Below are 26,098 nucleotides of genomic sequence, written 5' to 3'. Positions count from 1 at the left end.
AGTTCAATCTTGGCAAAACTCTTTGCCTATCATCACTCTGTAATTTTCAAAGAATTAATATTGCCTGCGCAAAATGACACGGCAGTGACTGCATCGCAATAGCGCTTATTCCACATTACCTCGTTTTAACCATGCAGCCAATTGGTGCGGACGCAAGCCGTCGTAATCTTCAAACGGTTGATGTATCCACGGATTGCTAGGTAAATAGTCGAGATAGAAATCCGGCTTAACTGATGAGCAAGCTTTGTACCAGATGACGGCAGACTTTACTTCTGTCACCGCATGGAATTGCTCGGAAAGATGGCGTTGCACTTTTTCCAGCGTCACGCCGGAATCAACCAGATCGTCGAGCAGCAATACTTTGCCCCCCAGCGATCCGCGACTCATTGTGATGTGTTTGGCAATGTCGAGTATGCCTTGCTCTGTGCCCGCTTCTTCCCGATATGAACTAGTCGATAAAATCGCCAAGGGCACATCGAAAATACGCGAGAACACATCGCCAGGACGTAGGCCGCCGCGGGCCAGACACAATACCTGATCAAACTTCCAGCCGGACTCATGCACGAGCAAAACCAAACGTTCGATTGCATGGTGATATTCATCCCATGTAACCCATAAATCCTTATCGCTTGATTCTGGCATCGCGCATTCCGTCCGGTGAAATCTTCTTACTTGAATGGATGACGCAATACGATTGTTTCTTCGCGGTCAGGACCGGTCGAAATCATATCGATAGGTACACCGACCAATTTTTCAATGCGATCAATGTAGGCACGCGCATTCGCAGGCAAAGCTTCCAACGTTTTCGCGCCAACTGTTGTTTCTTTCCAGCCTGGCATTTCTTCGTAGATAGGTTCGCATGCTGCTGCATCTTCCGCACCAACCGGGAAGATATCAACAGTTTTGCCATTGAGTTTGTAGCCGGTGCAAATACGCAGCGTTTCCAAACCATCCAGTACGTCCAGTTTGGTAAAGCACATACCGGTTACGCCATTAATCTGTACCGAACGCTTCAACAAGGCTGCATCGAACCAACCACAGCGACGTGCACGGCCGGTAACTGTACCGAACTCATGACCAACTGTTGCCAGATGTTTACCTACGCCTGTATCTGTAGGCAATTCCGATGGGAAAGGACCCGAGCCTACGCGTGTTGTGTATGCCTTGGTAATACCGAGGATGTAATGCAACATGCCTGGGCCGACGCCAGAACCGGTGGAGGCATTGCCTGCTACGCAGTTACTGGAAGTGACGTATGGATACGTACCGTGATCGACGTCTAGCAAACTGCCTTGCGCGCCTTCAAACAAGAGGTTTGCACCTGCATTGTGAGCTGCATACAAAGCACTCGATACGTCGCCAACCATAGGTTTCAGACGTGGCACATCGGCCAGTGCATCATCCAAGGTTTTTTGATAATCAACAGTCGCGACCTTCAGATAATTCGCCAACACGAAGTTGTGATAATCGAGGTTTTCCGCCAGTTTTTCTGCGAAGCGTTTTTCGTTCAGCAAGTCAGCAGCACGAATCGCACGACGTGCAACTTTATCTTCGTAAGCTGGGCCGATACCTTTACCGGTCGTACCGATTTTTGCATCGCCACGCGCTACTTCACGCGCCACATCCAGTGCGGTGTGGTACGGCAAAATGATAGGACAAGCTTCTGAAATTTTCAGACGCGAAGGAACTTCAACGCCAATCGCATGCAGCTTGTCGATTTCACGCAATACATCAGGTACCGACAAAACAACGCCGTTACCGATATAGCACGCGACGCCTTCGCGCATGATGCCGGATGGGATCAATTGCAGTGCGGTTTTATGACCGCCGATCACCAGTGTGTGGCCAGCGTTGTGACCGCCTTGGAAGCGCACTACACCTTGTGAATGATCTGTCAGCCAATCGACGATCTTGCCTTTGCCTTCATCGCCCCATTGGGTACCGACTACTACAACGTTTTTTGCCATGCTTTTTGTTGACATCACTTAACCTAAATTTTTGATAATCCAGTTGCCATCTTCAAGTACGAGTACGCGATCGCACTCAAACTCGTCCTGATCGTTTTCGTAGCCGGGCAAGCTTTGAATCACAACTTCCCCTGCTTTGCGCAATGCGACAATTTTTGTACGCAACAATGGTTCGCGGCCCCAAGGCGCACGAATCGCACGTTTGCGTTCTGCGACTGGCAACAAGCGCGCCAGTTCGCGTAAATCCATAGAAAAACCAGTGGCCGGACGTGCGCGACCGAATGCTTCACCAACGTGATCATAACGACCACCGCGTGCCACCGCATTCGGCAAGCCCGGTACGTAGATCGCAAACATCGCTCCGCTCTCGTATTGGTATCCACCAAGATCCGCCAGATCGATAGTCACACTCGCCTCACCGGCCAGCTTGACCAGTGCAGCCAACTCATCCAGTGCTTTGGTGATACCAGGCAATGCCGGCAACTCTTTGCGTGCACGGTCAAGTACTGTTGCATCGCCGTACAAGCTAGGCAAAGCGAGCAAGGCACGGCGCGATTCCGCGTCGTACGAAGCTGTAATCTCTTCCAGCGCAGGAACATCTTTCGCTCGCAAGAAAGTATACAGTGCGCCCTCGTCTTTTTGCGCGTTTATGTCATTTTCGATAATGGCGCGCAACACGCCAACGTGACATAAATCCAAGCGCACATGCGTAAAACCAGCCAAAGCCAGAGAAGCCAGCGCCAACTCCTGGATTTCTGCATCCGCTTCCAGCCCGGCGTGACCGTATATTTCAGCTCCAATCTGCAAAGGCTCGCGTGTCGCATGCAAACCATTTGGGCGCGTATGCAATACGCTGCCGGAATAGCAAAGACGTGTCACTGAGGCACGATTAAGCAAATGCGCATCGATACGCGCTACTTGCGTTGTCATATCTGCACGTAAGCCCAAGGTGCGACCAGATAACTGATCGACTAACTTGAAGGTACGTAAATCCATGTCATGCCCGGCGCCGGCCAATAATGAATCGAGATACTCCAGCATTGGCGGCATCACAAGTTCGTACCCGTACAGGTGGAAGTTGTCGAGAATGACGCGACGCAGTTCTTCAATTTTGCGCGCTTCAGACGGCAAAACATCAGCAATATTTTCAGGCAATAGCCAATTTGGCATGACGGGAAACTAAGTAGTCAGAAAAAAGAAAAGGAGATATGGCATATATCAAGCCCATATCACCAAGGTACTTGGCAGCAGTCAAATCCAAAATCAGATCATGTCTGCCGAGAAATTCATTTGCGTTTATGCATGTAGTCGCCACAAAAAGAAACTGCATGAAGTGAATGAAAAATCACTTCATGCAAAGTACAGGTATATCGCTTTTACGACAGCCCTACATTATTTCTTCGCGGCAGCTCCACTCGCTCCTGGGTTCTTGAAATATTTAAAGAACTCAGAATTAGGATCAATCACAAGCATGTCGTTACGCGTTTTAAAGCTGGCGCGATATGCCTCAAGGCTACGATAGAACTTGTAGAACTCGGGACTTTGTCCAAAAGCCTGCGCATAAATCTGCGATGCTTTGGCATCGCCCTCACCGCGAATCTGCTCTGCATCACGATAAGCTTCCGCCAAAATCACGGTGCGCTGTCTATCTGCATCTGCACGAATTTTTTCAGATTCCGCAGCACCGGTCGAACGCAATTCATTCGCAACACGTGCACGCTCCGATTTCATCCGATCGAAAACCGATGCATTGATTTGCTCTACATAATCGACGCGCTTCAGACGGACATCAACAATCTCGACACCGATTTGCTTAGCTTCTTCAGTTACTTTTTTCTGAATGCCGTCCATCACCTTGCCGCGCTCACCGGAAATCACTTCCCGCACAGTGCGCTTGGTAATTTCGTCATTCAGTGATGCCTTGACGATTTGCGCCATACGATTTTGCGCACTACGCTCGTCGCCACTAAAGCTGACGAAGTACAAACGTGGATCAACAATGCGCCATTTAACAAACGCATCGACCAGAATGTTTTTCTTCTCTGCAGTAATAAAGCGATCTGCATCAGGTGTATCCAACGTCAGGATACGTTTATCCAAAAAGACGACGTTCTGGAACGGTGGCGGCAATTTGAAATGCAAGCCAGGTTCGCTGATGACGCTTTTCACTTCACCCAAAGCAAACACGATTGCGTACTGACGCTGATCAACCACAAACAAGGTCGAGGACAAGGCCACAACCGCAATCACCGCAACGATGACATAAGAAATAAGGCGATTCATTATCGTACCTCCCGATCACGTGAATTACGGCTCTCACGCGCACGAGACTCCTGCGCCTCTAATGCCGTCGTGTCCGGTGGTGGCACAGACGATGCAGGCGGTCTGATCGCTGCGACATCGCTAGCCGCCGAAGCTGGCGCAGCAGTTTGAGCAATCAATTTATCTAACGGCAAATAAAGCAGGTTGTTACTACCTTTTGAATCGACCATGACCTTAGTAGTGCTTGAGAAAATTTTCTGCATCGTTTCGAGATACATACGATCTCTCGTCACTGCAGGCGCTTTTTGATATTCAACCAATACTTGCTTGAAGCGCGAAGCCTCACCCTGCGCATTCGCAGTAACACTTGAACGATATGCTTCCGACTCTTGCATCAGACGCGATGCTGCACCACGTGCGCGAGGAATCACATCGTTTGCGTAAGCCTGGCCTTCATTCTTTTGACGTTCGCGATCTTGTCCTGCTTTAACCGCATCATCGAATGCCGCTTGCACTTGTTCTGGCGGTTGTACGCCCTGCATCGTGACGTTGGTAATCTGTACGCCGGATTTATAACGATCAGCGATTTGCTGCATCAACTGGCTACTATCGAATGCAATTTTTTCGCGACCTTCATACAACACGAAATCCATCTTGCTGCGACCAACGACTTCGCGCATTGCGGTTTCCGCGACTTGCTTGACCATTTCTTCATGCTCACGATTATTAAATATCCAATCGGATGCATTTTTCAATGTGTACTGCACAGCAAACTGAATATCGATGATGTTTTCATCTTCAGTCAGCATCAGCGATTCTTGCTGCTGTTTGTTCTTGACGTTGCCGCGATAACCGACTTCAACCGTACGGACTTGTGAAACGTTCACAATCTCGTGACTTTGAATCGGCGCAGGCCAGCGCCAGTTAAAACCGGCAGGCGTCATATGGCTGAATTTACCAAAAGTCATGACCACGCCGGTCTGACCTTCTTGCACGATGAAGAAGCCGCTGACCAGCCACAAAAATGCCACGATGGCTGCGATTACCGCGGCACCGATACCGGCACCCTTCATGTCCGGCTTGAAGTTCATGCCGCCACCAGAATCACCGCCGCCATTGCCGCCACCGCCGGTTTTTTTATTACCGAACAGGTTGCTCAAGCGTTGATTAAAATCGCGCCATAGTTGGTCCAAATCAGGCGGACCATCATTCGGCCGTTTGCCGTCTTGATTCTGGTTCTTGTTGTTATCATCAGAACCACGACCCCAACGAGGGTCATTGAGCGAGAACTTCAAACCAATTTTTTTGAGTAGGGAAACAAGCATTCTTTTGCGGTCCGGGCTGAAAAACAATAAGTTGGAATGCCAAGTAATTCTTATATCTTGACGTCGTCAGATGCAACTAATGACACATCTTCAAATCCAGCGGCGCGCTCTTTTGCGCATTCGGCTATTGCTTCACGCAATAGATCCAATCCACTTCCAGTCTGGGCACTTATAAAAACACGACGAATTTTATCATATTCATCACGCTCTAAAGCAGGTTCCAGACCGGCGGCATCAATCTTGTTCCAAACCAGAATTTGCGGGATATGATCTGCGCCAATTTCACGCAACACCATATTTACCTGCTCGATCTGCTCCATACGAACCGGACTGGCACCATCGACAACATGCAATAGCAAGTCAGCATGAATTGTCTCTTCCAAGGTGGCACGAAATGCTGCCACCAGTTGATGCGGTAACTCACGAATGAAACCTACCGTATCCGAAATCACCACATTACCGGCTTCACCCAGATAAATGCGACGCGAGGTAGTATCTAATGTCGCAAATAACTGATCAGCTGCCAATACCTTGGTCTTGGCTACCGCATTAAACAAGGTCGATTTCCCTGCATTGGTATAACCAACCAAGGAAACAGAAAATGCATTATTGCGACCACGAGCACGGCGTTGTGTTGCACGTTGCTTGTGTAATTTTTCCAGCTTGGCACGTAAAGCCTTAACGCGATCACCCAGCAAACGACGATCTGTTTCCAACTGCGTTTCACCCGGGCCGCGCAAACCGATACCACCCTTTTGCCGTTCCAAGTGAGTCCAACCGCGTATCAGGCGCGTTGCAAGATGTTGCAACTGTGCCAATTCAACTTGAACCTTACCTTCATGGCTTTGTGCACGCTGAGCGAAGATATCCAGAATCAAGCTGGTGCGATCAACTACACGCACTTTCAGGTGACGCTCAAGGTTACGCTGCTGCGCCGGCGACAAGGCATGATTGAAAATAACAATATCAAGCTCATGATCAACAATCGCATCAGCGATTTCATTTGCTTTGCCCGACCCGACAAACAAGGCCGCGTCCGGACTGGAACGCTTGCCTGTGATCGTCATGATCGGATCGGCACCGGCCGATCTGGAAAGAAGGGAAAGTTCTTCTAGGCTTGCAGCGAAATCGCCTTTGCCAAAATCAAGGCCTACCAGTACTGCGCGCATATTAATACCGCACCAGCAACTGGATTACACGGGTCTTATTCAGCTTCTGATTCAAGGCTCAGGTTCACGGCACGTGCAGGAACGACGGTCGAAATTGCGTGTTTATAAACCATCTGCGTGACGGTATTACGCAATAAAACCACGTATTGATCAAAGGATTCGATATGACCTTGGAGTTTGATGCCGTTAACGAGATAAATCGAAACGGGAACATGCTCTTTGCGTAAAGCATTGAGGAATGGGTCTTGTAACAGTTGCCCTTTGTTGGTCATGACAGCTCCAGTGTGTTGTTGTGTTTAAGAGGTTGAGGCATCTTGCTTTTTTTCAAGAGTCTTACCTATTGGAATGTAATCGATTTCAGACTTTTTCGCCAAATCGCCTTACTTCTCCGAACGCGAGAAAGGATTTTTCCCAGAACGCAACTCGATACGTAGTGGAGTCCCAACCAGCGAAAAAGTTTCTCGAAAATGTTTTTCCAGGAAGCGCTTGTAATTTGCGTCGATCGCATCCAATGCATTGCCGTGAATGACAACAATCGGTGGGTTCATGCCGCCTTGATGCGCATAACGCAATTTAGGACGGATAGAGCCTTTGCGACGTGGTTGTTGATGCTCAACTGCCTCAATCAAGGCACGTGTCAGCTTAGGCGTCGACAAATTCGACATCGCCGCAGCATAAGCACCATCAACTGACTTCATCATAGGACCGATACCACTGGATTTCAGCGCGGAGACAAAATGCGTTTTCGCAAACGAAAGGAAGCCCAGCTTGCGTTCCAGATCAATCTTGATCTCGTCGCGTCTATCACTGGTCAGACCATCCCATTTATTCACGCCGACAACCAACGCTCTACCCGACTCCAATATGAAGCCAGCGATATGCGCATCCTGCTCGGAGATATCCTGCTGCGCATCCAACAGCAACAGCACGACATTCGCTTCAGAAATGGATTGCAAGGTTTTGACGACTGAAAACTTCTCGATCGCTTCGAACACTTTGCCGCGACGACGTATGCCGGCGGTATCGATCAGAGTGTACTGCTTGCCATCACGCTCAAACGGAATCTCGATTGAATCGCGTGTAGTGCCAGGCAAATCGAATGCGATGACGCGTTCTTCGCCCAGCAAGGTATTGACCAGTGTTGATTTTCCGACATTCGGACGACCGACAATCGCCAATCGAACGCTGCGATCCTTGGATTCAGGAAGCTCCTCTTCCGGCGGACGCTGCGCAAAAGCGATATTCAGCGATTCCTCAACTAAATCGTTAACGCCGTCACCATGAGCCGCAGAGATCACATACGGGTCACCCATGCCAAGTTCATAGAAATCAGCGGTCACCATCGTGTACTTCATGCCTTCGGCCTTGTTCACGACCAGCATCACCGAACGACCGGATTTACGCAGAAAATCTGTGATGGTTTTATCGTGAGGTGTCAGACCTTGGCGACCATCAACGATAAAGATCACGACGTCGGCTTCCGCCACGGCCTGCTTCGTCTGCTTGGCCATTTCATGCATGATGCCTTCTTTGGCAACAGGCTCGAAACCGCCGGTGTCAATCACCAGGAAAGGACGTTCGCCCACACGGCCTTCGCCGTAATGCCGGTCACGCGTCAAGCCCGGAAGATCGGCGACCAACGCATCACGCGACCGGGTTAGTCGATTGAATAGCGTGGATTTGCCGACGTTAGGTCGACCTATAAGTGCAATAACCGGCTTCATCAAATGTTTTACTCAGCCGCAATTGCGACCAATGTTCCTGATTGAGTTTGAAAAATAAAATTCGCACCAGCGAGAACCGGCACGCCAAGAATCGGGCTGCCATCAGTACTCACACGTGCCAACAACAAGCCATTTTCTTTAGAGAAAAAATGGATATAACCCTGATAATCTCCGACTGCAACTGCACGACCGGAGGAAATCGGTGTCGACAGACGACGGTTTTTCAACTGATCGTTCTGCCAAAAGCTGGTACCTGTATCGCGTGCAAAGGCCTGCAATTCGCCCCGCTCATTCGCCGCATACACTGCGCGTTCATCAACATCCACACCGACATCGCTGGAAAATGCTTTACCCCAACGTGGCGTACCGCTGACTACATCAAAGCACGCAACGCGTCCTTGATAAGACACGGCACAAATATCGCGACCAGCTACGAAAGGTGCGCCGGAGATATCAGCAATACGTTCAAGTTCTGTCGTACCGCGTGGATCACCTACAGCAACTTCCCAACGTGGAGCACCCGTACTCAATGCCACAGCCAACAAGCGACCACCAGCCAAACCGATATACGCATTGCCATTGGCAATCGTCATGCCTGGCGATGTACGCAATGTCAGCGGCGGTGCCGTACGTTGTACAAACCATTTGCGTGTGCCTGTTTCTGCATCATACGCAACTACACGATTGTCCAGACTACGTACAACGACCGTGTCTTGTCCTACTGCAGGTGTAGACAATATTTCGCTGCTGGCTTGCGCCTTCCAACGTAATTTGCCTTGACCATCGAATGCCAGCACAACGCCTTTTTCACCTGCAACGACTATCGTTTCACCATCACTGCCTACACCGGCCGTCAATGGCATGCCGGCATTGATGCGCCAGACGGATTGTCCATTTGTCGCATTAATACGTGTAATCGTACCGTCTGCTGCCGCAGTAAATATATCGCTTCGAACCAATGCTGGCGTAAACGCATAGTTACCGGCCTTACCAACCGATGCAGACCACGCAGTGCGCGCATTCAATGTCGGCTGCTTGATCTCAACCAGTGCAGCTGGCGCGTTACGCGTCGATGGTTTGCTCGCAAACGGATTCATCGAAGACAAAACAGAACACCCTGCCGTTGCAAACAGTAAGCCAACAGACAGAACTTTTAATGCGGTCCGAAACTTCTGCATCTCTTTTCCTTTAAGCATTTATGCTGCTTTTTTCTCTGGTGCACCGCCGATAGCATCCAGTTTGATCTGGATCAGCTGACGAGCAGGATTCTTTGCGTCGATTTTGTCCAATGCTGCTTGATACGCGGCACGCGCTTCATCCAGCTTGTTTTGTGCGACAAGAATATCGCCCTTGCGATCACTGACCACACTGGCAAACTGCGCCGGGAAATCGCCAGCCAGCAACTTCAAACCTTCGTCGTAAGCTTTTTCATCGAGCAAGATACCTGCCAAGCGTACTTTCGCAATCGCCTTGTATTCGTCATTCAGACCTTTGTCGATCACCCATTGCAATTGCGCTTTTGCAGTTTTGAAATCATTCGAATCGAAGGCCGATTTAGCCGCAGCCAAAGCACTCATTTGCGCGTAAGCAGTACGCGAAAACTTGTCTTCCATATCGGTTGCTGCACGCTGCACTTTTTCTTTATCTTGCGCAGTGACTGCTTTTTGCAATTCTTCGTACAACTGAGAAGCCTGCAATGCTTGCGTACGCTGGTAGTAACCCCAACCAGCCCAGGCCGCATAAGCTCCCAATACAATAATCAGCAACCAGGTAACGAGATTGCCGTACTGATTCCACCAGGATTTAAGAGTGGCCAGTTGTTCTTGTTCTGCGTGATCGTATGCCATGATGGTCCAATATTAGTGATGATAATGTACGTGTTCGTCGTGCGTATGATCATGCGCACCAACGATTTGATCGACCAGATAATTCGGGATGCTATCGAACTCAACATTCGATTGATTGGCACCCTCAGCACCGCGCATTTCCTTGACGACTGCTGTGCCTTGCGCGATTTCGTCTTCACCGATAATGACAGCGTATGCAGCGCCACTACCGTCGGCACGCTTCATTTGCGACTTGAAGCTACCGATGCCGGCAGCTGATGCGCAATGTAATACAACATCGAGTCCTGCATCACGCAAACGTTCAGCGACTACCGAAGCCTGCAATTGTGCAGCATCACCTTGATGCACGATATAAACGTCGCATTGATTCGGCGCGAACTGTTCACCGCTAGCCTTCATCAACTCCAGCAAACGCTCAACACCCATTGCAAAACCACATGCCGGGGTCGGCTTGCCGCCAAACATTTCTACCAATGGATCGTAACGACCGCCGCCGCAGACAGTACCTTGCGAACCTAGTTGGTCTGTGACCCACTCGAATACCGTGCGATTGTAGTAATCCATACCGCGTACCAGACGCGGATTGATCGTGAATGGAATTGCATTGTGACGCAAAATCTTTTGCACGCCTTCGAAGTGCGCACGCGACTCTTCACCCAGATAATCAAGAAGCTTAGGCGCGGCATTAACCATATCCTGCATCGTTGGATTCTTGGTATCCAGAATACGCAAAGGATTGGTGTGCAGGCGTTTTTGCGCCTCTGCATCCAGCACGTCTGCATTCTTTTCAAAATACGCGATCAGGTCAGCGCGATGTTTGTTGCGCTCTTCTGCGTTACCTATCGAGTTCAACTCGAGACGCACATCCTGCAAACCGAGATCGTCCCACAAACGCTGACACATCATGATCAATTCAGCATCGATATCCGGGCCGGAAAAACCGATTGCTTCTGCACCGATCTGATGGAACTGACGATAGCGGCCGCGCTGCGGTCTTTCATGACGGAACATCGGGCCTGAATACCAAAGACGCTTCGGACCATCGTAAGTCAGATTATGTTCAAGCGCTGCGCGCACTACACTGGCTGTACATTCAGGACGCAGAGTAAGTTGATCGCCATTCATCGAATCGGTAAAGGAATACATTTCCTTTTCAACGATATCGGTGACTTCGCCCAAGCCACGCGCAAACAATGCAGTCGGCTCGACGATAGGTGTGCGGATCTGTTGAAAACCATAGCTCTTGAGCACAGTGTGCACAGTATTTTCAAACAATTCCCACAATGGAGCATCGACCGGGAGAATGTCATTCATTCCCTTTACGCCGACGATTTTTTCTATTTTTTTGGTATCTGACATTTATTTTTAAAGACTTATTTTCTATAACTTGTTTACTGCGATTTAAACGGCACTACGTTCCTTGCCGTAATGGCTCTTGACGTAGTCCAGCACAATCGCATGAAATTCTTCGGCAATATTGTCGCCGCGTAGCGTAACGGTTTTTTCACCGTCAACGAATACCGGTGCTGCCGGCGATTCGCCGGTACCCGGCAAACTGATACCGATGTTCGCGTGCTTCGACTCACCAGGACCGTTGACGATGCAACCCATAACGGCAACATTCATTGCTTCCACACCTGGATATTGCTTCTTCCAAACCGGCATCTGATCACGCAAATAGGTTTGAATTCCGTCAGCCAACTCCTGGAATACAGTAGACGTCGTACGTCCGCAACCTGGGCATGCAATCACCATAGGCGTAAATTTACGCAAGCCCATGGTTTGCAAAATTTCCTGCCCGACGATGACTTCTTTGGTTCTGTCGCCACCTGGCTCCGGCGTCAGCGAAATACGGATCGTGTCGCCTATACCTTCTTGCAACAAGACCGACAGCGCCGCCGTCGATGCCACGATACCTTTGCTGCCCATCCCTGCTTCGGTCAAACCTAAATGCAGAGGGTAATCACAACGACGCGCCAACTCGCGATATACGGCGATCAAATCCTGCACGCCGGAGACCTTGCAAGACAGAATGATGCGATCACCAGCCAAGCCAACTTCCTCAGCACGCATCGCGTTTTCGATCGCAGACGTCACCAGTGCTTCATACATCACAGCCTGTGCAGTCCATGGATTCGCTCTTGCCGCGTTTTCATCCATGATGCGCGCCAGCAGCTCCTGATCCAGACTGCCCCAGTTCACACCTATGCGCACCGGCTTATCGAAGCGGCATGCGGTTTCTATCATTTGCGCAAATTGCGTATCGCGCTTATTGCCTTTGCCTACGTTACCCGGATTGATGCGATATTTCGCCAGCGCTTTCGCGCAGTCCGGATAATCGTTCAACAATTTGTGACCGTTGTAATGGAAGTCACCAACCAGCGGCACGACGATATCCATCTTGTCGAGCTGTTCGCAAATCGCTGGCACGGCAGCTGCAGCTTCCGGCGTATTCACGGTAATGCGTACCAACTCAGAACCGGCACGTGCCAATTCCTTGATCTGAATTGCGGTACCGATCACATCGGCCGTATCGGTGTTAGTCATCGATTGCACGACAACCGGGGCATCTCCGCCTATGCGAACTTCACGTCCGCCATAACTAACAACCGCTGTGCGGCTTTGGCGACGCGTCAAAGGACCTGTGGCAATCGGATTGGATGACGACATAAGCGATTTATTTCAAATTCAATCTGGCGACGTTACTGCTATTTCCGGTAACCACATCTACTGGATCACCGCGCAGAGTCACATCTACACCTGCGGCGTTACCAATGACTACTGAGACCGGTCCGGTGACTGCGATAGCTTCAGAGGAACCCGCTTTCATCAAACGGGAAACAATCACACTATTGTCCGGACGTTTAATTTCCACCCAAGAATCCTGACGCACATTAATTGCCAGCGCGTTTTTGCTATCAACTGGAGTTGCCGGCACTGGTGCTGTTGTCGGTACAGGTTTCGCAGTTGGGGCTGCAACCACAGCACTCACAACTGGTGCTACCACTGCCTGCGGCTTGGTCGCTGCAACAGGAGGAGTTGGCTCACTGACAGGCTTGGCCACTTCAACGACTTTCGCTTCAACTGGTTTCGTGTCAGTTGCTTTCGCCTCTATCACTTCTTCAAGGACTGGAGGCGTTTCAACCACTGTATCCGACTGAGTTTCTGCAAGCTCGATAGGAGCCAGTTTCTCTTCAACCTTGGACAAGCCTGAAGTCGAAGCGCCGTGTGGCAGCAAGCCCATACGTTGACCAGCGTAAGCCAAGACAGCAAGTGCAACCAGAATGCCAATTCCGATCACTGCCTTGGAACGGATACCGCGTTGATTCACAGACAGCAGTCTCGTTTCCGAAAACGATGCCGAAAGCGGACTACGTTCAGGAGGTAATACGCTAGGCGCAGCAGTATCGTCCTTGATCGCGGCGAGAATAGGTGCAGGATCAACTCGCAACACTTTCGAATACGAACGAATAAATCCACGCACAATCACCATGCCGGGCAAAGCCGCATAGTTATCGTCTTCCAAGGCCTGTATCTGACGGCTGGCCAGATTCAATTGATTGGCAACCTGCTCTACCGTCCAACCACGTTCTTCGCGCAAAGCACGGAGTTGCATGCCAGCCGAGATACGCGGCTCAAGGTTTTCCACTTCCGGTGCTTGCTCTGGCGCAGCATCATTATTCATTGTTTCATTCACTGGAACGTCATCATTCATTAAAAGCTCCACGCTGATAGGCCGCAAATTCTGTCGAGTCTGGATAGCGGCGACGTAACTGCGTCACGAGACTACTTTCCGCGGCACGATCACCCACCTTGCGTTCAATTTTTATTGCCAACCACAACACTTCCGCGCTCAAGACATCTGCCTTCGTCACGCGGTTGATATAAAACTTCGCACGCTCCAAATCGCCGCGCTCATAGTTAAGGCGCGCCAGGTTCGTACTCGTTGTCGGATTACCCGGATCCTGACGGAATGCTTCGGTAAAATAACGCTCTGCAGCAACCTTATCTTTCAAGATCAAGCTACAGGTACCCGCGTTATTCAACGCTTTGGCAGGCGACTGATAATTCTTGCTGCGCAAGGCAGATTCAAAATAGGCGATAGATTGATTAGCGCGCCCGTTTTGGCACAAAAACCAACCGTAGTTATTACTCAAATCCGGATCATTCGGAGCCAATCGAATGGCACGCTGAAAGTTTTCTTCAGCCAAGCGTGCTTCGCCTTGATCCATATAAATCAATGCGGCCATGCTATATGCATCGGCAAAATTTGGATCAGTTTGCAGTGCCAACTTGGTCTCATCCAAAGCAACTGTCATTTGACCTTGCTGATAGTAACCAATGGCTAATTGCAAGCGTATGCGTGCACGTCTTTGATTCTCGGTCTTGTCGAAGCTGGTTGTCAGCTCACCATCAGGTGCGACAGGTCTAGCAGCGCAACCCAGCAACAGGATTGCAGATAACAAAGAAACTACCAACCAGCCCGATCGGCGCACTGTCATCAAGATGAAATCTCCACAATGCGGCCAAAATTCTTGCCAAATTTTTCCTGGTACTCTGCCATCTTCTTCATGCGATCCTGCACTTTCGTACGGTCCTGCACTTCACCCGCCAATTGTCCGCAAGCGGCGTCGATATCATCGCCGCGTGTCTTGCGTATCGTGGTGATGATGTCTGCATCCATCAACACTTGCGCAAAGGCTTTGATGCGCGGATTTTGCGAACGCGTCAAACCCGATTCAGGGAAAGGATTGAACGGAATCAGATTAAATTTGCACGATACATCCGCCTGACGCACCAAGGCGACCAGTTCACGCGCATGCTGATCAGTATCGTTGACGCCATCCAGCATGCAATATTCAAAGGTAACGAAATCACGCGGTGCGAATTCCAGATAGCGCTTGCAGGCAGCCATCAATTCAACCAGCGGATACTTCTTATTCAGAGGAACCAGACCGTCGCGCAAAGGATCGTTCGACGCATGCAGCGATACCGCCAGTGCGACTGCGCAATCCTGCGACAGCTTGTCTATCATAGGCACCACACCGCTGGTCGATAAGGTCACGCGGCGACGCGACAAGCCATAAGCGTTATCGTCCAACATCAGCTTGAGTGCCGTAACAGTTGGTTCGTAGTTCAGCAAAGGCTCACCCATGCCCATCATCACCACATTGGTGATTTGGCGCTCGCCTTTAGGGCCAGGCTCTATGCCTTTGGTTCTACGTAATTCGAATTCTGCCATCCACAGTTGGCCGATAATTTCACCAACCGACAGATTGCGGTTAAAGCCCTGCTTGCCTGTCGAACAAAAACGGCAATTCACCGCGCAACCAGCTTGTGTGGAAATACACAAGGTGCCGCGATTTTCTTCAGGGATAAAAACTGTTTCTACTGCATTGCCCTGCCCCACATCGACCAGCCACTTGCGCGTACCGTCGGAAGAGGTGTGATCAGAAATCACAGCGGGTGCAGCAATGATCGCGCGCGTAGCCAGCTTGTCGCGCAACGATTTAGCCAAATCGGTCATCGCGTCAAAATCGTTCGCGCCGAATTGATGTATCCAGCGCTGCAATTGCTTGGCGCGAAACGGCTTCTCACCCAACTCGCCGCAATAAGCGATGAGTTGCGCAGGATCCAGATCCAGCAGATTGGTGAGAGTCGTCATAAAACTATTCCTTGAAACCGTTCGCTCATCAGATCACTCTGCGACGAACGGAAATTCAAATTAACGCGAATAAACGTTCAATGCTGGGAAGTAGTAAGCGATTTCAACTTTCGCTGTTTCTTCTGCATCGGAACCGTGTACTGCATTTGCATCGATCGAATCAGCGAAGTCAGCACGGATGGTGCCTTTTTCTGCCTTCTTCGGATCAGTTGCGCCCATCAGGTCGCGGTGCTTGATGATTGCGTTTTCGCCTTCGAGCACTTGGATCATTACAGGACCGGAAATCATGAAATCAACCAGGTCTTTGAAGAAAGGACGTGCGCTGTGCACAGCGTAGAAACCTTCTGCTTCAGCACGCGACAATTGCGTCATGCGAGCAGCGACGATTTTCAGGCCTGCGCCTTCGAAACGGCTATAAATCTGACCGATTACGTTTTTTGCTACTGCATCCGGTTTAATAATCGACAGTGTGCGTTCGATTGCCATCTGAAAAACTCCAATAAAATGAAAGGGTTAAGACAAAATTCTGATATTTCAACTAACCTTTAATTCTACCACGAAAGCCCCTCTACTTAAAGTAGCAACAAGCTCTTTTAAATGTGAAGATAGCGTTAAGAACAGAACCGTTTATACTATGAACATGTCAAGAGCCTGCTTGGCAACAACTCGAGCTTGATATCAACTTGGAGAAAACATGAGCAATCTACAGCAGACCTTTGGGTCCACCTATGACACCACGGCGGTTCGCCATCGCGTATTGCGAAATACATATTGGCTGCTCGCCCTTTCGATGATTCCAACCGTGCTAGGCGCATGGCTGGGCGTGCAGTTCAAATTTGCATTCTTTGCCGGCAGCCCTTTCATGGGTATGATTATCTTTTTGGCAATCGCCTTCGGTTTCTTCTATGCAATTGAGAAAACGAAAAACTCCGGCCTGGGCGTAGCCCTGTTGCTGGGCTTCACATTTTTCATGGGCTTGATGCTGTCTCGCCTGATCGGCCACATCCTCGGCTTTGCCAACGGCACTACGCTGATCATGACGGCTTTTGGCGGCACTGCTGCGATCCTTGCAACAATGGCAACGGTAGCGACTGTTTCCAAGCGCGACTTTAGCGGCATTGGCAAATGGTTGTTCATGGGCGTGCTGGTAATTATCGTAGCTGCAATCGCAAATATCTGGCTGCAATTGCCAGCCTTGCAACTGACAATCTCAGTCGTAGCGATCGGCATCTTTTCCGCCTTCATCTTGTATGATGTACAACGCATCATCAATGGCGGCGAAACCAACTACGTCACCGCAACGCTGGGTATCTACCTGAGCGTCTATAACGTTTTTTCCAATTTGTTAGCGTTGCTCGGCATCTTCGGTGGCGAACGCGACTAATAACTGGCGTTGAAACAAATAAAAAAGCCGACTTAAAAGTCGGCTTTTTTCATGCGGCTAACAGTTACTCAAGCAACTGTATTCTCTGCATCACGCAACTCAAAAACGGCCATCGATTCCACATGTGAGGTATGCGGGAACATATTCACCACACCAGCATTCTTCAAAGTGTAATGGCCGTCATTCACCAACACCGCAGCATCGCGCGCCAGCGTAGATGGATTGCAGGACACATAGACGATACGACTTGGCAGTAAATCAGGATGACTCTTACCCAACTCCGACAAAGCTTCGCACACTGCCAAAGCACCATCACGCGGTGGATCAATCAGCATGCGATCAAATTTACCAAGCTCGATAAAATCTTGCGCTTTCGCTTCAAACAGGTTGCGGCAATAGAACGACGTTTTATCCGCCAGCCCATTCGCCGTAGCGTTTTCCAGTGAGCGTTCAGTCAGCGTTGTACTGCCCTCTATCCCAACAACTTCCCGCGCCTGCGTAGCAATCGGCAAAGTAAAGTTACCAAGCCCACAAAACAGATCAGCAATACGATCCATTGGCTGCGCATCCAGCAAGCGTAAAGCACGCGCAACCAGAACACGATTAATCTGATGATTTACCTGTGTGAAATCGGTCGGCTTGAACGGCATCTTCACGCCGAACTCTGGCAAAGAGTAATGCAGATTGTTATCCGTCGGATAGAACTGATAAGCGCTATCCGGACCAGCCGGTTGCAACCACCATTGCACCTGATACTCATCCGCAAATAATTTCAGCTTGACCTCGTCCTCTGCTGATAATTCGGTCATGATGCGCAACACCATCGCCGTCACTTTTACTTCTTCTCCTTGCCCGATGGCCAATTCGATCTGAGGCAAATGATCGATGATGGAAAGCGAAGCAATCAAGTGACGCAAAGGCACCAGCATCGCTGATACATTTGCCGGCAGAATTTCGCAAGTCTTCATGTCGGTAATAAAGGATGATTTCCGCTCATGAAAACCAACCAGCACGCCACCTTTTTTCGGCACATTACGCACCGATATACGTGCACGATAGCGATAGCCCCAAGTCGGCCCGTGTATCGGCCGTAACATGGTCTCAGCTTTTACTTTGCCAATGTGCTTCAGATTATCTTCAAGTATGCGTTGCTTCAGCGCGACCTGTGCCGTTGGCTCCAGATGCTGCATGGAACAACCACCACAAATGCCGAAGTACGCACATTTCGGCTTGGTGCGCAGCGATGACTCTTTCAGCAAGACCATCATTTTGGCGGCTTCCCAATTCGCTTTCTTGCGGTAGGAAGAGTACACAACGCGCTCTTTCGGCAATGCGCCTTCGACAAAAACAACTTTGCCCGGTGTGCCATCTTCATTTTTCAGATGGCCGACACCGCGTGCTTCCATGTCGAGGGATTCGATATCAATAATGGTTTGCTGCATAGGGATTGAATCAGATAATCAAGCCGAAGATCGGCTTGTGTTTAATGAGATAAGAAGTGTGAACTATTTCCGGAAGGACGCATGATAGCAAACTACATTGCCAACATCGTAAAGGATGACAAATGCCTATCCTATGTAACATCTATAACAATGAGTCTTTGCCGACGCCGGTTCGCATCAGTGAACGCTTCAACTTCACTAAGGCTTCTTGCTGAATCTGCCGAACCCGCTCACGCGTGACATGCATTTCTGCCGCCAGCGCTTCCAGCGTCGCTGGATCATCGTTATCCAAACCAAAGCGGCGAGTAATCACCAAACGCTGTTTATCGGGCAACTTGTCCAGCCAGTCACGCACCAAGACTGTCATTTCATGATGTTCAGCGAGAGTGTCAGGATCATTCGCATGATCACCCTGTAATAAATCCATCAAGCTGGATTGTGGATCGCCATCCAGCGGTGCATCCAATGACGTTGCATGCTCAGACAGGGCAAGAATATCCTGCACATCCTCAACACTGCGATCAACCAGATGTGCGATGTCTTCCGCAGTCGCATCCTTGCCATCGTGATGTTGCGCTTCCAAGTGAAACTTGGCGCGTAGCGTTTGATTCAGCTCGCGCACCACATGCACCGGCAAGCGCACAGTACGCGCCTGATTCATGATCGCGCGCTCTATACTTTGGCGTATCCACCATGTCGCATAAGTCGAGAAACGAAAGCCGCGTTCCGGTTCAAACTTATCGATGGCGCGCATCAAACCGAGATTACCTTCCTCGATCAAATCAAGCAGGATGACGCCGCGATTAATGTAGTGCTTGGCGATCGATACAACCAGACGCAGGTTGTGCTCGATCATTTTCTGGCGTGCAGCAAAATTGCCTTGCTTGGCCAAAGTTGCGAAATGTACCTCTTCCGCAACCGTCAGTAATGGACGCGCACCGATTTGATTCAGATAATGCTGCGTCGCATCGGTCGACAACTCTGTCGCCAGAACCTTCTTTAATTCATCAATACCAGCAACTTCAATCGGTGCAGCACGCTCGGCCAACTCGACAACGTCACCATCCTCGTCGTCGATATCGGATTTTTCCGCATCGTCCGGCTGCAGCGAGAGATCAGAAGGCAGTGCGTCCGAGCTCTCCTCGTCTTCTGCCTGTGCGTCGCGGTTGCGTGTCATTAGCGGTTAGGTAAAAATTTGGATGGATCAACAGGCTTGCCTTGCTGGCGAATTTCGAAATGCAGCTTCACCGCATCGGAATCGGAATCGCCCATTTCCGCTATCTTTTGTCCTTTAGTGACGTTCTGACCTTCTTTTACGAGTATCGCTTTGTTATGCGCATACGCGGACAACAAATTGCTAGTGTGCTTGACGATAACCAGATTGCCATAACCGCGTATGCCGCTACCCGCGTACATGACTTTACCGGCACCGGCAGCCATCACTGCTTGCCCGGACTTGCCTGCAATATCGATCCCTTTTTTGCCATCATCAAAAGTAGCAATGACCTTGCCTTCTGCCGGCCACATCCAGGCTACGCTGTCATCATCTACCGCAGCAGTGGCAGGCGCAGCATCTACCGTTTTTTCAGCAGGTGTTGCCGCCTTTGGCGCAGTTACTGGCGCTGCCGCTACGGCACCGTCTGGCTTCTGCAATTCTGCCAACGTGCTATCGGAGTAAGGACGCTTCTCTCCGCGAGGGGTGTTTTTATTACTTGCTGTGCTAGCGGCTGGAGCTGACAGAGGCCGGCTTTCGACGCCGGAGGACACTGCCACAGCGCCGGTTTGTGCGCCACCGCTGCGAGCGGAAGCTGCATCAGGTGGGGCTACACGCAAGACTTGTCCTACCTTGATATCGTTTGGATTGGCGAGATTATTCCAGGCAACAATTTCACTGTAGCTTTGACCGAAATCCAGCGCGATGCGATATAGCGTATCGCCCTTCTTCACCGTATAAGTCGTACGATCTTCAGCAGCTGCTTTGGAAGGAGTGGTACCGCCTATCCTGCGCTCGCTGACAGGGGCGGAATTGTGTGTTGTGCTGCAGGCGGTGAGCAAACCGACCAGCGATATCAAAAATATCTGTCGAATTTTTTTCATTCTCATTACGTTCAATTGTTCTTTAACGATGTTCGTGAGTTGGAGACTAAGTTACGGTACCTGGACGGAGCGGCACAAAATGGCAATCCTCCAGCGTCGAACTCTTCCATTCAAATTTGCTGACGCGTTCTATCAGTTGCAAAACCTGATGACGCTCGCCAACTGGGGCGACCAAACGCCCACCTATAGTCATTTGTTCCAATAAAGCCTGCGGCACTTCCAATCCAGCCGCAGCCAAAATGATGCCATCAAACGGTGCTGCTTGGGGCAGACCAAGCATACCATCTCCGTAATGCAAGCGGATATTTGCCACACGCATAGGCCGCAAGTTGGATTTCGCCAACTCATGCAAACCCTTGATGCGTTCGATTGAATACACTTCCTTGGCGACCAAGGACAACACGGCAGCCTGATAACCGCAACCGGTGCCGATTTCCAGCACGTGATTGAGTACACCACCGTTACTATTGTTCCGCATCACTTCTATCATTCTCGCCACAATATAGGGCTGCGAAATCGTCTGATGATAACCAATTGGCAACGAAGCATCGATATAAGCCTGACTTGCCAGCGCCGGCTCCATGAATAAATGGCGCTGCACAGCTTCCATCGCCGCCAGCACTTTACTGTCCTTCACGCCTTGCTTCGCCACACGTGCCACCATCGCCTTGCGCACGGCTTCCGACGCCAGCGGCGTTGGCCTATCCGCTGGAACTGGCGTAGTGCCAGCCTTGCGCGGCGCATCAACGACCCGCGCAGGGGTTGCCGGACGTTTGCCATGTTGCGAGGCATTCAGTGTGGCCGTTTGCGGTGTGGCGACTCTGCCTGAAGTAGTGCTGGTAGTACGACCTACCTCGCTCCGTGTACCGTTACGAGGTGACTTCTCTGCAAGGGAGGAGAGTGAAAGCGGGAAGCGCTTGCTTTTATCGGTCATGCCAAAACCTTCTTCAAGGCTTCCAATTGTGCTGTATGCGTCAGATCGATCTGCAATGGCGTAATCGAGACATGGCCTAACGCTGTCGCGTGAAAATCAGTTCCCTCGCCCGCATCCTTTTGTCCACCACATGGGCCGATCCAGAATATCTCGCGACCATTTGGATCTTGCGCCTTGATCACGGCTTCCGATTGATGCCGTTTGCCGAGACGAGTAGCAACAGCTGGCTTCAGTTGCTCGTAAGGCAAATTGGGAATATTGACGTTAAGCAGGAAATGTTTGGAAAACGACTCCAAGCGTCGTTCGACAATATCGCGTGCTACACGCGCCGCAGCATCGATTTCTGCCCAGCCTTTATTGACTTGGGAAAACGCAATCGACGGAATTCCGAACAAGAATCCTTCAGTCGCCGCCGCCACTGTCCCTGAATACAGCGTATCGTCACCCATGTTTTGTCCCTGATTAATGCCAGAAACAATCAAGTCAGGCGGCGATGACATGATCCCGGTCAGTGCGATGTGCACGCAATCGGATGGCGTACCGTTGATGAAATAAAACCCGTTCGATGCCTGATAGACAGAAAGCGGACGATCAAGTGTGAGGGAATTGGAACTGCCGGAACGATTGCTGTCTGGTGCCACGACAACGATGTCTGCGATTGCTGCCATCGCATCGGCGAGAGCAATCAGCCCAGGCGCCAGGTAGCCGTCATCGTTACTGATAAGGATTTTCATAGATGAATTTTACCTGAAGCAAGACCGCATGCTGAATAAGCTTGCATGCCACGCAAGATAAATATCTGCCCCAGCAACAAGCTCGACTTCTCATCTTTTGAGAGGTAAAGCACTGCGAAATTTCTATTTTTCTGCACTAGCCTCTGCGTCTATCGACGCAAAAAATTCTTGCACCACATTGAGTTCTCGCGTTCTCTTGAATGGCGGCAGGCTTTGCCAGATGCGTTTGCCATAAGGCTTGGAGATCAGGCGTGGATCACAAATCATCAACACGCCCTTATCTCTTTCATCCCGAATCAGGCGTCCCGCTCCCTGCTTCAAATTGATGATCGCCGCCGGTAACTGATGATGCATGAAACCGTTCATGCCTTTGCGCTCCAGCGCCTCGATACGCGCGGCCAACACCGGATCGTCCGGTGGTGAGAATGGCAATTTGTCGATAATCACGACAGAAAGCGCATCACCACGTACATCGACACCTTCCCAGAAGCTCTGACTACCAATCAGCACGGCATTGCCGGCAGCACGGAATCGATCAAGCAATTCGGTACGCCCGGCTTCTCCTTGCACCATCAGTGGAAACGGTAATTTGCGACGTTCGAATTCTTCACGCAAACGCTCAGCGGCGCGATTCACCGCACGTATCGTCGTGCACAACAAGAACGCACCGCCGCCGGCAGCTTCAATCACCGGCAAGGCGGCATCGATCACGGCATCGGTGTAATCGAGCGAATTCGGTTGCGGCAAGCTGGTCGGCACATACAGCAAGCCTTGTTCGCCATATTCAAACGGGCTCGGCCACGAATGAGCAGGCTCATTCCACAAACCCATTTGCGCGCTGTAATGATTGAAGTCGTTTTTCACCGCCAATGTGGCCGAAGTGAAAATCCAGGTGCGTGGTACGCCTTCGCGCTGCTTGTTGAAGATGGGCGCAATCGAAAGCGGTGTTTGATGTAACTGCAAGGAGGAAGAAAACGCTTCAACCCACAGCACACTCTCCTGCCCGATGATTACTTCCTCGGTTTTCGGCTTATTCCATGCGTCCAGTCGCGTCGCCAGCTCGATGGCACGTACACGACATTGTTCGATAGTCTCGGCACGTTCGGCTTGCTTTTGCAAAACCGAGATCATGCTGTCCAGCTCTTCCTTCAAGGTTTCCAACGCCGGGAAAAACGCGCTGGATGGTGCGATCTGATTGACCGACAAACGCACGATGTCTTGCGGGAATGTGAGGCGTAAATCACGCGCTGCGCGCTCCACCGGCGTCACCGTACCAGCCCAGTCCGCACCATCGCGTGCATGCGACAAACCTTCTGCCAACACATCACGGCACAGTTCCAGCACTTGCGAGGTCGAAATCGTCTCGCCAAAAAATAGCGTCGCAGTCTCCGGCAGCTGATGCGCCTCATCGAAAATAATCGTATTGGCAGAAGGCAGCAACTCGGCTACGCCAGTATCCTTCAATGCCACATCGGCAAAGAACAGATGATGATTGACGACGACCACGTCAGCCTGCTGCGCTTCCTTGCGCGCCTTCATCACAAAGCAGTCTTGGTAGTACTGGCACTCTGCGCCCATGCAAGTATCGCGGGTCGAGGTAACCAGATTCCACACCAAAGCTGTTTCCGGGACTTTCGACAGTTCGGCCTTGTCGCCTGAACTCGTGGTTTTCATGAAGCGTGAAATTTCACGCAAGTAACCTACATCGTCACGCGATGTCAGCCTACCGTTTTGCAGCGTGCGCTCAAGATGGAAGTGGCAAACGTAATTCGCGCGCCCTTTCAACAAGGCGACAGAAACCGGTGCGTTCAAGGCTTTACGCACGCTAGGGATATCGCGCAAGTAAAGCTGATCCTGCAAGTTCTTAGTACCGGTAGAAACAATCACCTTGCCACCCCATAGCAGCGCTGGCACCAGATAGGCAAAGGTTTTGCCGGTGCCGGTGCCAGCTTCTGCGATCAGCGTGCTTTGATTGGAAATCGCATGCGCAATAGCTTTGGCCATCTCGGTCTGCGACTGGCGCGGACGAAAAGCACCCACCGCATGACCTAAGGGGCTATTAACACCAAACAGCTGATCGATCTCGGCATCGTGTGTGGCGGGTACAGGCAATGCAGAAGGTTCGTCGATCAAAATAACTATCTTGGAGTAGGCGTTAGGGTAGAGAAATCTATGCAGAACAAGGTCTGCATAGTGAGGGAATCCGTTTATGCAGGGATATCCGGGATTAATTGCATTTTAAGCAAGGTGATATTGTCCTTCAGCTGCAATTTCCGTTTTTTCAAACGGCGCAATTGTAACTCCTCATGACGTCCATCATGAATCAAGGTTTCGATCACGGCATCCAGATCCCGATGCTCGACTTCCAGTTCGACTATGCGTTGGTAAAGAATATCGTGCTGAGAGTTCATAGTCATATTGTCATCTTTATCGATGGAGTAAGCCAATTACATAGCGATATAAAGCAAAGTATTTACAAAAAATGCTGATCGCCATTCAGCACAAAGACACCATCGAATTTATTGAGTTAATGCCACTTATTCTGCCGAAACCCAATTGTAAAAAATTCTTACAATTTTAAAGGTTCTCATTTAACTTCCTGCGGACTGTGCATGCAATAATCAAACGCAACGATTCCTACCCGCAAGTTTAATCCACTAAGACGCATGCGCCAATACGAGATACAAGCAGGAACAGGTCAGCATATCGGTGACCGCGAAGAACAACAAGACAGAACCGCATTGTTCGGCGCGCCCAAAGCACCTGGCTATATGTTAGCCGTCATTGCCGACGGCATGGGCGGTTTATCTGGCGGCGCATTGGCGGCAGAGCAAGTTGTGCGTAGCGCGCAACAGATTTTCGAACGTTTTTCCCCACTCACCGATACAGTAGAAGACATACTGCAGACTATCGCGCAAGAAGCCGATACCGTTATCAAGCTGTCTGCAATGTCTTCCGACAAGAAGCCGCATAGCACTGTCGTCCTGCTGATCATCACGCCACAAAACAGTGCAATCTGGGCCCATGCGGGCGATTCCCGTCTCTATTACTTCGATGGACCGAACTGCAGTAAGCGCACCATAGATCACACATATCGCGAACAATTAAAGACGGAAAACAAGCTAGACGAGGAAAAAGCAAAAGATCCCCTGCTGGCCAATCTCTTAGTCAACGTCTTGGGCAGCAGCACGAATGAATTCAAGCTCAGCGTGAACAGACGTGACGGCTTGAAGGTTGGCGACTCCTTCCTCCTATGTACCGACGGGCTGTGGCAATACTTCAGCGATGCGGAATTAGGCGCTGCCATTGCGATGAACACCCCTCGCAAGGCATCAGAAATGCTGATCGCCAACGCACGCAAACGCGCAACCGGCAGCAAGGCAGACAATTGCACGCTGGCCATCGTCAAGCTCGTCAAGCCAACCAAGGAAGTCAAAGACTATACGATCAAGAAGATGCGAAGCGCAGTCTGACAAATTGAAGCCTGACGGATTCAAAATCTGCATGACCCGCTTGACGGAAGCCACTACTAGCCGTTACGGTCTGAT

Annotated in this window: 25 protein-coding genes; 2 read left to right on the top strand and 23 right to left on the bottom strand. The window is 50.4% G+C overall.

Features of this window, described 5'->3' with window-relative positions; genetic code table 11:
• Positions 1-105 precede the first annotated feature (105 nt).
• The 16 genes from BQ6873_RS01095 to ndk form a co-directional block, all read right to left on the bottom strand.
• Positions 106-642, bottom strand: a complete 537-nt coding sequence (locus BQ6873_RS01095; protein WP_076591004.1) for a phosphoribosyltransferase — start codon at positions 640-642, stop codon at positions 106-108.
• Between the two features lie 26 nt (positions 643-668).
• Positions 669-1,982, bottom strand: coding sequence for an adenylosuccinate synthase (locus BQ6873_RS01090; protein WP_076591003.1), 1,314 nt, complete (start codon positions 1,980-1,982; stop codon positions 669-671).
• A 3-nt stretch (positions 1,983-1,985) separates the two neighbouring features.
• Positions 1,986-3,137, bottom strand: a complete 1,152-nt coding sequence (locus BQ6873_RS01085; RefSeq protein WP_076591002.1) for an ATP phosphoribosyltransferase regulatory subunit — start codon at positions 3,135-3,137, stop codon at positions 1,986-1,988.
• A gap of 222 nt (positions 3,138-3,359) precedes the next feature.
• The gene (gene hflC / locus BQ6873_RS01080; protein WP_076591001.1) at positions 3,360-4,250 is read right to left on the bottom strand and encodes a protease modulator HflC; all 891 of its coding nucleotides are present in this window, start codon (positions 4,248-4,250) and stop codon (positions 3,360-3,362) included.
• Positions 4,250-5,554 carry an FtsH protease activity modulator HflK gene (gene hflK, locus BQ6873_RS01075; protein ID WP_076591000.1) on the bottom strand — a complete coding sequence of 435 codons (1,305 nt, stop codon included), beginning with the start codon at positions 5,552-5,554 and terminating at the stop codon, positions 4,250-4,252. The genes hflC and hflK overlap by 1 nt, the downstream gene beginning before the upstream one ends.
• Before the next feature lie 50 nt (positions 5,555-5,604).
• Positions 5,605-6,723, bottom strand: coding sequence for a GTPase HflX (gene hflX, locus BQ6873_RS01070; protein WP_076590999.1), 1,119 nt, complete (start codon positions 6,721-6,723; stop codon positions 5,605-5,607).
• A 35-nt stretch (positions 6,724-6,758) separates the two neighbouring features.
• Positions 6,759-6,995 (bottom strand): RNA chaperone Hfq, encoded by a 237-nt coding sequence (gene hfq / locus BQ6873_RS01065; protein ID WP_012079975.1) that lies wholly within the window; start codon positions 6,993-6,995, stop codon positions 6,759-6,761.
• 108 nt (positions 6,996-7,103) lie between these two features.
• Entirely contained in the window at positions 7,104-8,447 is a 1,344-nt protein-coding gene (gene der / locus BQ6873_RS01060) for a ribosome biogenesis GTPase Der (RefSeq protein ID WP_076590998.1), read from the bottom strand.
• An 8-nt stretch (positions 8,448-8,455) separates the two neighbouring features.
• Positions 8,456-9,625 (bottom strand): outer membrane protein assembly factor BamB, encoded by a 1,170-nt coding sequence (bamB, locus tag BQ6873_RS01055; protein WP_076590997.1) that lies wholly within the window; start codon positions 9,623-9,625, stop codon positions 8,456-8,458.
• 18 nt (positions 9,626-9,643) lie between these two features.
• A complete protein-coding gene (locus BQ6873_RS01050) occupies positions 9,644-10,294 on the bottom strand; it encodes a tetratricopeptide repeat protein (RefSeq protein ID WP_076590996.1) in 651 nt (216 codons plus the stop codon).
• 12 nt (positions 10,295-10,306) lie between these two features.
• The gene (gene hisS, locus BQ6873_RS01045; protein WP_076590995.1) at positions 10,307-11,653 is read right to left on the bottom strand and encodes a histidine--tRNA ligase; all 1,347 of its coding nucleotides are present in this window, start codon (positions 11,651-11,653) and stop codon (positions 10,307-10,309) included.
• Positions 11,654-11,695: 42 nt separating this feature from the next.
• Complete coding sequence (ispG, locus tag BQ6873_RS01040; protein ID WP_076590994.1) at positions 11,696-12,964, bottom strand: flavodoxin-dependent (E)-4-hydroxy-3-methylbut-2-enyl-diphosphate synthase; 1,269 nt, start codon at positions 12,962-12,964, stop codon at positions 11,696-11,698.
• Positions 12,965-12,971: 7 nt separating this feature from the next.
• Positions 12,972-14,009 carry a RodZ domain-containing protein gene (locus BQ6873_RS01035; protein ID WP_076590993.1) on the bottom strand — a complete coding sequence of 346 codons (1,038 nt, stop codon included), beginning with the start codon at positions 14,007-14,009 and terminating at the stop codon, positions 12,972-12,974.
• A complete protein-coding gene (pilW, locus tag BQ6873_RS01030; RefSeq protein WP_076590992.1) occupies positions 14,002-14,796 on the bottom strand; it encodes a type IV pilus biogenesis/stability protein PilW in 795 nt (264 codons plus the stop codon). Before pilW ends, BQ6873_RS01035 begins: the two co-directional genes overlap by 8 nt.
• Positions 14,796-15,959: a 23S rRNA (adenine(2503)-C(2))-methyltransferase RlmN gene (gene rlmN, locus BQ6873_RS01025; protein WP_076590991.1), complete on the bottom strand. Its 1,164-nt coding sequence runs from the start codon at positions 15,957-15,959 to the stop codon at positions 14,796-14,798. The genes pilW and rlmN overlap by 1 nt, the downstream gene beginning before the upstream one ends.
• Positions 15,960-16,019: 60 nt before the next feature.
• Positions 16,020-16,445: a nucleoside-diphosphate kinase gene (gene ndk, locus BQ6873_RS01020; protein ID WP_076590990.1), complete on the bottom strand. Its 426-nt coding sequence runs from the start codon at positions 16,443-16,445 to the stop codon at positions 16,020-16,022.
• A gap of 208 nt (positions 16,446-16,653) precedes the next feature.
• On the opposite strand from ndk, the gene BQ6873_RS01015 reads away from it, so the two are divergent.
• Positions 16,654-17,343 carry a Bax inhibitor-1/YccA family protein gene (locus BQ6873_RS01015; protein ID WP_076590989.1) on the top strand — a complete coding sequence of 230 codons (690 nt, stop codon included), beginning with the start codon at positions 16,654-16,656 and terminating at the stop codon, positions 17,341-17,343.
• 68 nt (positions 17,344-17,411) lie between these two features.
• Here the strand turns inward: BQ6873_RS01015 and rlmD are convergent, their stop codons facing one another.
• The 7 genes from rlmD to BQ6873_RS00980 all read right to left on the bottom strand — a co-directional run bounded on the left by rlmD (position 17,412) and on the right by BQ6873_RS00980 (position 24,961).
• Positions 17,412-18,785: a 23S rRNA (uracil(1939)-C(5))-methyltransferase RlmD gene (gene rlmD / locus BQ6873_RS01010; protein WP_076590988.1), complete on the bottom strand. Its 1,374-nt coding sequence runs from the start codon at positions 18,783-18,785 to the stop codon at positions 17,412-17,414.
• A 142-nt stretch (positions 18,786-18,927) separates the two neighbouring features.
• On the bottom strand, positions 18,928-19,962 hold the full coding sequence (gene rpoS / locus BQ6873_RS01005; protein WP_076590987.1) for an RNA polymerase sigma factor RpoS: 1,035 nt from the start codon (positions 19,960-19,962) through the stop codon (positions 18,928-18,930).
• A complete protein-coding gene (locus BQ6873_RS01000) occupies positions 19,962-20,882 on the bottom strand; it encodes a peptidoglycan DD-metalloendopeptidase family protein (RefSeq protein WP_076590986.1) in 921 nt (306 codons plus the stop codon). The genes rpoS and BQ6873_RS01000 overlap by 1 nt, the downstream gene beginning before the upstream one ends.
• Before the next feature lie 46 nt (positions 20,883-20,928).
• A complete protein-coding gene (locus BQ6873_RS00995; RefSeq protein WP_076590985.1) occupies positions 20,929-21,816 on the bottom strand; it encodes a protein-L-isoaspartate(D-aspartate) O-methyltransferase in 888 nt (295 codons plus the stop codon).
• Positions 21,813-22,550 (bottom strand): 5'/3'-nucleotidase SurE, encoded by a 738-nt coding sequence (gene surE, locus BQ6873_RS00990; RefSeq protein WP_076590984.1) that lies wholly within the window; start codon positions 22,548-22,550, stop codon positions 21,813-21,815. Before surE ends, BQ6873_RS00995 begins: the two co-directional genes overlap by 4 nt.
• A 123-nt stretch (positions 22,551-22,673) precedes the next feature.
• Positions 22,674-24,683 (bottom strand): ATP-dependent DNA helicase, encoded by a 2,010-nt coding sequence (locus BQ6873_RS00985; RefSeq protein ID WP_076590983.1) that lies wholly within the window; start codon positions 24,681-24,683, stop codon positions 22,674-22,676.
• Positions 24,684-24,757: 74 nt separating this feature from the next.
• Entirely contained in the window at positions 24,758-24,961 is a 204-nt protein-coding gene (locus BQ6873_RS00980) for a YdcH family protein (protein WP_076593877.1), read from the bottom strand.
• 255 nt (positions 24,962-25,216) lie between these two features.
• Between BQ6873_RS00980 and BQ6873_RS00975 the strand changes: the two genes are divergently transcribed.
• The gene (locus BQ6873_RS00975; RefSeq protein WP_076590982.1) at positions 25,217-26,023 is read left to right on the top strand and encodes a PP2C family protein-serine/threonine phosphatase; all 807 of its coding nucleotides are present in this window, start codon (positions 25,217-25,219) and stop codon (positions 26,021-26,023) included.
• Positions 26,024-26,098: the final 75 nt, after the last annotated feature.

Origin of the sequence: Herminiimonas arsenitoxidans (assembly GCF_900130075.1) — a bacterium.
In the GTDB taxonomy this organism is placed as follows: Bacteria; Pseudomonadota; Gammaproteobacteria; order Burkholderiales; family Burkholderiaceae_D; genus Oxalicibacterium; species Oxalicibacterium arsenitoxidans.
Note: the sequence above shows the minus strand (reverse complement) of the source record. Positions and strands in the feature narration are given on the sequence as shown.